The organism is Microcystis sp. LE19-10.1B (genome assembly GCF_027530565.1).
Taxonomy (GTDB): domain Bacteria; phylum Cyanobacteriota; class Cyanobacteriia; order Cyanobacteriales; family Microcystaceae; genus Microcystis; species Microcystis aeruginosa.
On the sequence record NZ_JAPZQM010000669.1, the window covers coordinates 1 to 11,061 of the forward strand.

General features: G+C 44.9%; 10 protein-coding genes. 6 read left to right on the top strand and 4 right to left on the bottom strand.

Features of this window, described 5'->3' with window-relative positions; genetic code table 11:
• Positions 1-232: 232 nt before the first annotated feature.
• A complete protein-coding gene (locus O9332_RS23910) occupies positions 233-1,120 on the bottom strand; it encodes a helix-turn-helix domain-containing protein (RefSeq protein WP_288027677.1) in 888 nt (295 codons plus the stop codon).
• Positions 1,121-1,317: 197 nt separating this feature from the next.
• On the opposite strand from O9332_RS23910, the gene carA reads away from it, so the two are divergent.
• From carA to O9332_RS23935, 5 genes are all read left to right on the top strand, one after another.
• Positions 1,318-2,466 (top strand): glutamine-hydrolyzing carbamoyl-phosphate synthase small subunit, encoded by a 1,149-nt coding sequence (gene carA, locus O9332_RS23915; protein ID WP_002763885.1) that lies wholly within the window; start codon positions 1,318-1,320, stop codon positions 2,464-2,466.
• Between the two features lie 74 nt (positions 2,467-2,540).
• Positions 2,541-2,891 carry an STAS domain-containing protein gene (locus O9332_RS23920; protein ID WP_002763884.1) on the top strand — a complete coding sequence of 117 codons (351 nt, stop codon included), beginning with the start codon at positions 2,541-2,543 and terminating at the stop codon, positions 2,889-2,891.
• Positions 2,892-2,894: 3 nt separating this feature from the next.
• Complete coding sequence (locus O9332_RS23925; protein ID WP_002763883.1) at positions 2,895-3,311, top strand: Mini-ribonuclease 3; 417 nt, start codon at positions 2,895-2,897, stop codon at positions 3,309-3,311.
• A 43-nt stretch (positions 3,312-3,354) separates the two neighbouring features.
• Positions 3,355-4,221 carry a 23S rRNA (guanosine(2251)-2'-O)-methyltransferase RlmB gene (rlmB, locus tag O9332_RS23930; RefSeq protein ID WP_002763882.1) on the top strand — a complete coding sequence of 289 codons (867 nt, stop codon included), beginning with the start codon at positions 3,355-3,357 and terminating at the stop codon, positions 4,219-4,221.
• A gap of 112 nt (positions 4,222-4,333) precedes the next feature.
• A complete protein-coding gene (locus O9332_RS23935; protein ID WP_080603678.1) occupies positions 4,334-4,630 on the top strand; it encodes a DUF1816 domain-containing protein in 297 nt (98 codons plus the stop codon).
• 307 nt (positions 4,631-4,937) lie between these two features.
• Here O9332_RS23935 and O9332_RS23940 read toward each other — a convergent pair whose 3' ends face one another.
• Complete coding sequence (locus O9332_RS23940; RefSeq protein WP_002763880.1) at positions 4,938-6,371, bottom strand: bifunctional orotidine-5'-phosphate decarboxylase/orotate phosphoribosyltransferase; 1,434 nt, start codon at positions 6,369-6,371, stop codon at positions 4,938-4,940.
• A 12-nt stretch (positions 6,372-6,383) separates the two neighbouring features.
• On the bottom strand, positions 6,384-7,388 hold the full coding sequence (locus O9332_RS23945; protein ID WP_002763878.1) for a CHAD domain-containing protein: 1,005 nt from the start codon (positions 7,386-7,388) through the stop codon (positions 6,384-6,386).
• A 207-nt stretch (positions 7,389-7,595) separates the two neighbouring features.
• On the opposite strand from O9332_RS23945, the gene O9332_RS23950 reads away from it, so the two are divergent.
• Positions 7,596-9,125, top strand: a complete 1,530-nt coding sequence (locus tag O9332_RS23950) for a glycine betaine ABC transporter substrate-binding protein (RefSeq protein ID WP_002763876.1) — start codon at positions 7,596-7,598, stop codon at positions 9,123-9,125.
• On the opposite strand, the gene cysS is transcribed toward O9332_RS23950, so the two are convergent.
• Positions 9,108-10,550 carry a cysteine--tRNA ligase gene (gene cysS / locus O9332_RS23955; protein ID WP_002763874.1) on the bottom strand — a complete coding sequence of 481 codons (1,443 nt, stop codon included), beginning with the start codon at positions 10,548-10,550 and terminating at the stop codon, positions 9,108-9,110. The genes O9332_RS23950 and cysS overlap by 18 nt on opposite strands.
• Positions 10,551-11,061 lie beyond the last annotated feature (511 nt).

The window sequence follows — 11,061 nt, forward strand, 5'->3', positions numbered from 1 at the left end:
TCTGAAATGGGGCGAAAGTCTGTGGACTCTGTGTAAGACAGTACATGGTTTTTTAACTGTGGTATGCGACGGTGGTGGAAGCAGAAACTTAAATCGTGAGGTTTAGGAATCGCCGCCCTAAAAGTGCGGCGAGGATGTCAACTAAGCTGAATTCTCTCAACGAACCTGTGCGAGTCCCCACCCTCAGCAAAGGGTTCGGAGGAGACTGAAAAGTCTCCTATACCCTAATTCCCTACTCTAAAGCGTAGATACGACCATCCATGAGCAGACGGGTGATCCCTTTCGCTTCCAGTTGAGCGTGAGCTTTTTCGATCAGGCGACCGTCGGGAACTTTAATCACTTTTTCCTTGCGCTTGGAGAAACGGCGAGCGATGCGATGACTTTCAAAGATGGGGAGGGTGCGCTGCTGGATTTCCTGAGGGGGAACCTTACCCAATTCGGCAAAATCCTTGAGGGGACGGGTGATTAATTCGGCAGCGCGATCAATGACCAAGTAACAGGTTTTGGGAAAAGCCGCTGCCGAGAGGGGTAATATCTCTAATTGGGCTGTTTTAACGATAGTCGGGCCTAAATAGCTCCCCGCTAGTTCCTCCTCCTCCTCGTCTTCATCTTCATCTTCATCCTCCTCTTCATCCCAATCCTCGTCAAGCTCATCTTCCTCCTCCTCTTCCTCGATAGCTTCGACGAAAAACTCGGTTAAATTAGCGTCTTCTAGGGGTTTATCGCCATTAATTTCTATATATTCCGAATTATCTGCTTCTGGCGGGTAAGAGGTATCCATTAACAGGGTTAATTGTTCCACAGAAGCGCTCGGTTGCTGAAAAGCCTGCTCATCCTTAGCTGCGATGTGGGCTGCCCGCAAACTAATCACCTTGATCGCTTTTTCCGGTAAATCCGCTGCTGCTTCCTCCTCCTCGAGGCCACGAGGATTGCGGGCCAAGCGTTTTTTCTGGATTAATTGCTCGTATTCCTCGCCAGAAAAAGAATTTTTGAGAAAACGACTGACCGTAGAACTACTCACGCCATAACGCTCGGCTAAGGTGGAAGTGGTGGCCTCCGTTTCCCGATAAAGCTTAAGAATTTCTTTTTTCGTGGCATCAGTCAGTTTTCTTGCACTCATATTACTTATATAGTTATTTTTTAAGCGATAGGATCTTGCCGATGGCTAGTCAGGGGAAGCTGTTGTCCTTGAGCGGATGTACTCTTAATCATAAAACGCTCTAGCCAATTAAAACTAAGCAATTCGTTTTCTAGTCCCTGTTCTAGTCTATCCTTGACTTCTGTTTCTCACCACTACTCAAGATTAAAAAATTGACGATGATATCAAGTGCTGCTAGTCAAAAAGCCTTATTAGTTCTGGCCGATGGTACGGTTTACGAGGGTTATTCCTTCGGCTCCAAGGGAACCACCGTCGGCGAAGTTGTCTTTAACACGGGGATGACTGGTTATCAGGAAGTCCTCACCGATCCCAGTTATGCCGGTCAAATCGTCACTTTTACCTATCCGGAATTGGGAAATACGGGGGTTAACCCCGAGGATGAGGAGTCAATTCGTCCCCAGGTGAAAGGAGCGATCGCCAAAAATATCTGCCACCGGCCCAGTAATTGGCGTTCTACCCAATCCCTACCGGATTATCTGGCCGATCATCATGTTATTGGCATCTATGGCATCGATACCCGGTCTCTGACCCGCAAAATTCGCTCGGTTGGGGCGATGAATGGGGCAATTTCTACGGAAATACTCGATTATCACGATTTACTGCGGCTGGTGCAGGCGGCCCCCAGTATGGCGGGGTTAAATCTAGTTAAGGAAGTTACCACCAAGGAAGTGTACGAATGGACGACTCCCACCCCGTCCGCCTGGGAATTTGCGCCAATTGATAGCGATCAAGAACCGTTAACGGTGGTGGCGATCGATTTTGGCATCAAACGCAATATTCTCCGACGTTTAGCCAGCTACGGTTGTCGGGTGATCGTGGTTCCCGCCGACACTCCCCCAGAAAAAATCGCCGAATATAATCCCGATGGTATTTTCTTTTCTAACGGACCGGGAGATCCGGCAGCTGTCACCGAAGGAATTGCCCTAGCCAAGCAACTTTTGCAAGGAGAAAAACCCACTTTTGGCATCTGTATGGGTCATCAAATTTTAGGCCTATCCCTAGGGGCAGAAACCTTTAAACTGAAATTTGGTCATCGCGGGTTAAATCAACCCTGTGGACTGCGGCAACAGGTGGAAATTACCAGTCAGAATCACGGTTTTGCGGTGCAGGAAGCCTCTTTAAATCCGCAAGTGGAGATTACCCATCTCAACCTCAATGATCGCACCGTAGCGGGTTTAAAACACAGGTCTTTGCCCTTTTTCTCGGTACAATACCACCCCGAAGCCAGTCCCGGCCCCCACGATGCCGATTATCTGTTTGCCAAATTTGTCGATTTAATGCGGCAAGCAAAAAAGGATCGGTCGTAAATTTTTAGGATATACTAGGGTTTTGATTTTTACGGCTCTAGAGCTAGGAGGGGATTATTCCGGAAGCAATTAACTTGACCGTCAGCTTGCGAGGCACGCGTGAGGTCAGAGATAAGTACCAAATTTTCCGTTTGACGGGTCTTTTAGATGCCTTTTCCGAACCGACTTTTTGTAAGGTGATCGAAGGCTATGTGGAGGAAGGTCCCAAGGATGTGATTATTAGCCTCGCTCAGATTGATTTTATCGATAGCTCCGGTTTAGGGGCTTTAGTAAAATTGGTAAAAAAGGCCAAAACCGAAGGGGGCAGTTTACAAATTGTTACCAATCCCCGGGTAACTCAAACTGTAAAACTGGTGCGATTGGAGAAGTTTTTTTCCCTGCAACCCACCCTGGAAGCGGCGATCAAATATCTGGAAAAAGCGTAAATCGTGGAATCTCCTCTCGAAAAAATTCGCTTACAGCTAAGTGGCGAGGGGTCACAACTCCTAGAGGGTCTTGACCGATTATCGCCTGCTTCTCTGGCCTATCTAGGGGATGCTGTTTATGAATTATACATCCGCACCTATTATTTACTGCCGCCCCAGCGTCTGGGAGACTATCACGCTCAGGTGGTGGGCAAAGTCAGGGCCGAACAACAGGCTTTAGATTTAGCACAACTGCAGCCCTATCTGACAGACCAAGAAAAAGAAATTCTGCGCCGGGGACGCAATGCGGTCACGGGAAAACGCCGTCGTCTGACAGCCCAAGTCTATCAGCAGGCCAGCAGTTTAGAAACCCTGTTCGGCTATCTTTATCTGCAAGACCCCTCAAGATTACATCAACTATTAGAAAAACTAGAATTATAGCCCTCAGGGACGATTCCCGACTTTACTCTTAATCCATCCAATCATGAGCGATCGACCATTTCGTGGCAAGTCCGATAATAGTAATTTTCGCCGGCCCTCGCGGCCGAAAACTGGGCCAATTCTGGCTAAATCCCCGGCAGTAACTCCAGAAAACCAAGAAGCTGATGATCTGCTCTACGGTCGCCGGGTGGTTTTAACGGCCATGGAGGAGGAGCGCCAACTAAATCGGATTTGGGTGGTCAATCGACTCCGTTACGATCCCCGTTATCATACCCTCTTAGAAAAAGCCAAAGCCAACGGTACGGTAATTGATGAGGTGGACGATCTGCGTCTCGATCAGATTACCAATAAGGCCAATCATCAGGGGATTGCGGCCCAGATGTCTCCCTATGAGTATATCGAATTAGCCGATCTGATCGAAAAAGCTAAGGGCAGAAGTCGCCACCCCGTCATCGTCATCGCTGAAGGTATTACGGATCCCCATAACCTTGGGGCAATTATTCGCACCGCCGAAGCTATGGGTTGTCAGGGGGTAGTTATTCCCCAACGTCGCGCCGCCGGGGTGACATCGACGGTGATGAAAGTGGCGGCCGGATCCTTGGAATATTTACCCGTCGCCAGGGTGGTTAATCTCAATCGTGCTTTAGAGGAATTAAAAGCGGCTGGTTTTTGGCTCTACGGCACGGCGGCAAAAACTGGTAAATCTTTACACACAATCAATTTAACGGGTGCGATAGGATTGGTGGTAGGTTCGGAGGGAGAGGGTTTGAGTCTGCTAACCCAAAAGTCCTGCGATGAGTTGGTATCTATCCCTTTGGCAGGCAAAACCCCCAGTCTCAATGCTTCGGTGGCGGCGGGTATGGCTCTTTACGAGGTTTACCGGCAACGCTGGCAAAATTCCCCCGATTGAAAATCTGTATTTTTCGACACTCCCAATAGCCAAAAGGAGAAAGTATAAATAAAATAGGAAGGAAGTTTGCGAAATGTAAACGAACGTAACAAAACCACCAGAGTAGATTTAGATGGGGAACGAGATGAAAGAATTTTTGATTAGCTTACTGGAAATGTTCGGATTAGCCTACTGGGTCGAGATTAAAACCGACTATCCCAGATGTACTTATTATTTCGGTCCTTTTCTCGCTAAAGACGAGGCTGAAGTCGCTCAAGCCGGTTATGAAGAAGATTTGAAAACAGAAGGAGCGCAGGGGATTAAATTGGATATAAAACGTTGTAAACCGAAAGATTTAACTATTTTTGAGGAAAAAGAAGAAAGCAAGCTCCTGAATACCCTAAAGGTGTTACGCAGTCAAGTTTCTTAACAATTTTCAGTGATCGGTAATCAGTGATCAGTAATCAGTGATCAGTAAACAGTAAACAGTGAAAAAACAGCATAAGGCTGCTACTTAGGGTTTGCTGAATAAATCTAAAAACCTTGTTGGATAAGACTTTTGGACTTTTTTCCCCTCAAAAAGTGCCAGCCATTGCGGGGATCGGGGGGAAAATTCAGGTACTTTTTCCCTGAAAATTAGGTAGTTGACCAGCTGAAAATCGATAAAACCCCACACCCCACACCCCACACCCCACACCCTGCCCCCAAGAAAAACTTTTTGCCGCAAACCCTAAATATCAATGGGAGCGATTTAAAAAACAGCTATATTCTGCTTCTGTCAGTCTTCCCGCTTCGTAGAGAGTATCGGTAATTTCTGCTAGGGTTAAAACCGAATAAGGTTGATAACCATGGCTACGAAGTTTATCTTTAACGGGGCCACCATGGTCGATAAAAACCACGATATCATTAACTAATAATCCCGCCGATTTAATCTTTGCTGCCCCTTCGATCGCACTTTTGCCAGAAATTAAAATATCGTCCACCACTACCACCGTTTCCCCCACTTGAAAATTACCTTCAATTACTCTTCTTGTGCCGTGAGCTTTTACTTCTTTGCGGGGGAAAATCATCGGATGATTTAATAATAAAGATAAACCCGTAGCTGTGGGTAAAGAACCGTAGGGTATGCCAGCAATACGGTCAAATGTCAAGGTTTTTAATATTTCTCCATAGGCTTCAATTACCTGCTGAAAAATATTAGGATTAGAGATAATTTTTCTCAGATCAATATAATAGGAAAAAGTTTCTCCCGATGCTTGCACATAATCGCCAAACAGCAAGCAGCCAATATCAAATAATTGTAGAATTAAATCCTGATGAGGATGTTGTTTTAAAAGACAAACGTTAGCAGTCCAAGTCTCATCTTGGCTCGATTCTTGCTGGTGGTTTTGTTTAATTTTGTTGACTTCCTCGCGTAAATCCTTGACTTTTGCCCCCAAATCGGGTTGAGATAAAAAGTCTTGGGGTACAGGAATTAATAAACCCTCGCCATGACTATTTAAACCCACAGTAATTAACTCGGAGAATTGACTTTTTTCTTCCCAAATACTGCGTAATAAAATCAATCTTTCGGGGGCAAAATTGCGAATCTTTTTCAATATCTCCGGTTGAGTGGTTCCCACTTCTAAAAACACCTGTTCGGGAGTTCCCCAGGTGCAAGCTTCTTTGACAACTTGCAGATAAAAAGGATTGTCGCGACTGGGAAATTCTTGCAGATTAATCGCGCCTTGATTGGAAGTATGACAGAGGATAAAAGCACCATGCTCGGGGTAAACTAAAAAAGGAGCAACGTGATCCTGTCCGGAGTAGGGATTGAGAGTAACCGCGTCCACCTGCCAAGTTTTAAAGATAGTCTCGGCTAAAATACTGCTGGTATTAATATCACCGTGTTTAGCATCCAAAATTACCGGGATATGAGCGGGAATTGCCGTTAAAATTCGCTGTAATAATTCTAATCCCTCTGCTCCCAAAGCTTGATAAAAGCCTAAAGTTGGTTTGTAGGCACAGACAAAAGGAGCAGTTTCATCGATAATAAACTTGAGCCACCGTTCTAAATTAACGATTAATTCTCCCGGGGTGGAGGGCATCATTTCGGGGTTAGCATCTAAACCGAGGACAAGTAGAGTCTGGTTTTGACTAATGGCGTGGTTTAACTTTTGAAAAAAATTCATCGGTTTCTAATCTCAGGATTCTGGATTAGTTTCTAATTCTACACTATTTGGCCGAAAAATAGGCTGTAAAATTGTCTGGTGCAGACTTTTTCTGGTGTCAGCGTCAAGGAATTTCTTTTGTAAGGGTTGCCATTCTTGCCATTTTTGGTGACGGATATTTTGGAAAATTTCTAGTAAAGTCGGCATTTCCTTGGCAAGACAATTAGGGAAAATTTGGCTGAGAAAATCCGAGAGAACACAACAATCCTGCATTTCTCCGAGAATACCTTGAAGGTTTTTAATATCCTCTAGATACTCTCGATACTTGTCGCCATAAAACTGAGTAAATAACTCCATATTATAGCGGGAACGCTTGGCTTCTTTACGGAGATCGTGCAGTAATAATCCTTCTTTTTCCAATAAGTCATCAATTTCTTGACTAGAAAACTCTTTTACTTTTTGATCTTCCTCTAAATTTACCCCAACTAACCAGCCTTCATGGAGTAAAAAGTGACTCGCTTGCGGTAATAATAAGTCAGGTAAAACCGTGGCAATATCTAATTTTCCTATCGGTTGATAGGTGGGATTATCCAACCAACTGGCAAAATCTGCCTTAAAATTGAGAAATTTATCGGACTTCAACAGCTTTTCTACCTTAGCAAAAGCCTTCTCCCTTCGGTGTTCGAGAACTTGTAAAACTTTCTTCAGTAAATCCTGTTCTTTCGGGGGTAAAATTGGCTGATAATGGCCGACAAAAGCCGATTTTAACACATCTAAATCCCGCAATTCTCCTAAAATTCTGCCCAGATTACCCACCCGTTTTTGATCGGCAGATTTCGGCATGGTTAAAGCGGGGGCAAAACCGGTTAAGGTACTGCGAAGACGGCGCATTCCCACACGAATTTGATGTAATTCTTCCGTATCCTGATCGAGTAAAACCCCAGCTTCGTGTTTAAGAACTTTATGAAAATGTTTATCAATACCGATATAGGCCCAATCGGCAACAGTTTTAGCCCGAGGATTAAATTTGTTAGTCATTTGTCTTTAGCGAGGAAATAATGTCAAGATGGTGATAAGCTAAACGGCTTTTACTTCGGATCACCGATATAGACTCCAAAAGGGTTATAGCTGTTGGATCATGCAGGTTAAGCGCCGTTTAGCTTAGAATCTTTAAATAAAGACTGGAACTAATAGATCCCATTTATTCTACACAATAGGATGAAGCAGCCGCTTTAAGAGAAGTTTATGGATAGTTTTTGGCTAGATTATGGGGGGGAAATCGCTTTTCGCACTGGAGAGCATCTTTTCTTGACGGGAATAGCCATGGCTATGGGTAGCTTAATCGGTATTCCTCTAGGTATTTTGATTAGTCGTCAAGCTATTCTCGCCCCACCAATTATAGCGATCGTTAACACCCTACAGACTATCCCCAGTTTAGCCCTATTTGGTTTTTTAATTTCCGTGCCTTTTTTGGGAGGAATCGGCAAAATTCCCGCTATTGTTGCCCTAACTCTCTATACCTTACTGCCAATTGTTTTAAATACCTATCTGGGCATCAAAAAAGTTGATCCCGAATTAAAATTAGCCGGGTTATCCCTAGGCATGACCGACGGTCAAATCCTGCGCTATATCGAATTACCCCTGGCCAGGGCGACAATTTTGGCAGGAGTGAGAATTGCGACGGTGATTGCTATCGGTGTGGCCACGATCGCAGCTGCCATCGGTGGCGGTGGTTTGGGAGTGTTTATTTTTCGCGGTATTGCCACGGTCAACAATCAGTTAATTTTGGCGGGGGCAATTCCTGCCGCTTTTTTAGCCCTTGTTGCCGATTGGAGTATCGGTTGGTTAGAAAAGACCTTTTCCCCTTCGCAACGTCCGAAAAAGCCCTCTAAATGGCAATGGGGCTTAGGTTTAATCGGGTTGGCCTTGCTATCTTTCCTCTTGACTCAAATTTTCCATTCATCCCCCGGCACAGTGGTGATCGGTTCCAAAAATTTTACCGAACAGGTGATTTTAGGGGAAATTTTGGCACAGGAAATCGAAAAAGAGACGAATTTACGGGTTGAACGTCAATTTAATCTCGGTGGTACTCTGATCTGTCATGAAGCGGTGAAAGCGGGTAAAATCGATGGTTATGTGGAGTATTCCGGCACGGCTTTCACGGGAATTTTACAGGAAAAACCCCTTAACGATGCCCGATTAGTCTCTGAAAAGCTGCAAGAGATTTATCCAGAAAAATTTAATCTAGAAGTGTTTCCCAGTTTAGGATTCGAGAATACTTTCGCCATTGTTATCCGGGGAGAAACCGCCAGTCAATACAATCTTAAAACTCTCTCGCAAGCGGCTAAATATACTCCCAATTGGCAAGCGGGTTTTGGTTATGAATTTTTGGAAAGGGAAGACGGTTACAAGGGATTAGCGAAGACCTACGGCCTCAATTTTGCCGGACCCCCGAAAGTGATGGATTTAGGGTTAATGTACCGCGCTTTAGCCGAAAAACAAGTGGATTTAGTGGCGGGAAATTCCACCGATGGCTTAATTCCCGTGCTAGATTTAGTCATCCTAGAAGATGATCAACGCTATTTTCCTCCCTACGAAGCGGTACCGATTTTTAACCGGGATAGTTTGCGAAAATATCCGCAATTGCGACAGGTTTTAGCGAAACTCACTGGCAAAATTACCTCCACAGCTATGCAGAAATTAAACTATCAGGTGGATGGCCGCGATCGTAGGGTGGAGGAAGTGGTTAAAGAATTTCTAGTCTCCCTCTCTTAACCATTTAGTGACTCCCCCGGGTTGGTCGATTAAACTAATGCCTTGGGCTTTTAATTCTGCGCGAATGCGATCGCTTTCGGCGTAATTTTTCGCTTTTTTTGCCTCTGTCCGTTGTTGGATCAGATTTTCGATATCCGCTGCACTAATTCCCTCAGAAACAGGGGTTTCTCCCTGGTCAGCGGCCATTTCTAAGCCCAAAACCCTAGACAATTTCACCAAAGTATGCCATTTTACCGCTAATTGGGCCAGATTGCTGTCTGTCTTACCCGCATGGGTTAAATTATTACCCTCCTTGCGTAATTCCTTAGCGATTTCAAATAACACCGCTAAACCACCGGCAAAGTTAAAATCGTGATTTACCGCCTCTTGAAAGCGATTTTCTAGCTCTTGGTCGGTAATTCCGGGATTATCGGGCGGAAGATGCTTATAACCAAAGGATAAACCCTCTTGTAAAGTATGCCAGCCATTAGTGGCCGCCTGCAATCCCTCATCGGAAAAATCGATCGGTTTGCGGTATTGGGCGCCTAAAATTAATAATCTCACGGCTAAGGGGTCATATTTTGCCAATAACTCGCGAATAGTGATGAAATTACCGAGGGATTTTGACATTTTTTCCCCGGCCACCTTGACCATGCCATTATGTAACCAATAGTGGGCCAGAGGTTTACCCGTAGCGGCTTCACTTTGGGCGATTTCGTTTTCGTGGTGGGGAAAAATTAGATCACTTCCCCCCACATGAATATCGATAGTTTCTCCCAATTGTTCTTTGACCATGGCCGAACATTCAATATGCCACCCCGGACGACCTTGACCCCAGGGAGAATCCCAACTAGGTTCCCCCGATTTTGCCCCCTTCCAGAGGGCAAAATCAAAGGGGTCTTGTTTCTTAATTGCTTCCGGGTCGTCGGTTTCTACCCGGCCGCTGGCGCCGGCTTGCAGATCATCCAGTTTTCGCCCTGATAGTTTGCCATAATCAGAAAAACGACGGACGGAATAGTAAACATCGCCATCGCTGGGGTAAGCATAGCCTTTTTGTTCTAATTCATAGACTAGGCGCTTGATACCGTCGAGGGTATGAGTGGCCCGGGGATAAGCGTCCGCCGGTCTGACTCCTAATTTTGCCATATCCTCAAAGTAGGCCTGGATAAATTTCTCGGCCACGGCTGCCATGGTGGTATGTTCATTTTTAGCCCGATTGAGAATTTTATCGTCAATATCGGTGAAATTCTGAATATAGCGCACTTTATAACCGAGATACTCCAAATAACGCCGCACCACATCCCAAACCACACAGGTACGCGCATGACCCAAATGGCAATAATCATAGACGGTAATGCCGCAGCAATACATGGAGACCATGCCCGGGATGAGGGGGGTAAAGGGTTCTTCGCGACGACTGAGGGTGTTGTAGAGGATTAAGGTCATGGATGGAGAAATTTTTTTCTGGGGGAAAAGGCTAGTCCAATTTTATAGCAGTTATTTTCAGTTATCAGTGATCAGTTATCAGTGATCAGTTATCAGTGATCAGTTATCAGTGTAAGTATCTAAGCACAATTAATTACACATCTAAGCCACTACTCCGTCAGACTTCTGCGGTGGTGAGCAAACAGAGAACTGAAAACTCAAATCCGATCCCTAATAGCTGTATCCCGTCTCCTGTCTCCTGTCTCCTGTCTCGACTAGGAAATTAATTTTGCACGACTACTTATCAGTAGACCTCTTGCATAAATCCGAAAACAAACGATAGAAACAATAATGGGAGGGACTTTCAGTTAATTATTTATTAGTAGTTGATAATCTGGCTCTTCGTTACTTGTTATGGTTCGATAGGGGGGCATAAATCGACTAAATCCTTATCTGGCAAGAGACTTAATTGATTAGTTCGCTCTAGATAAAAAACAATTGACAAAAATCGCTAAATGCCTTTCTATATAAG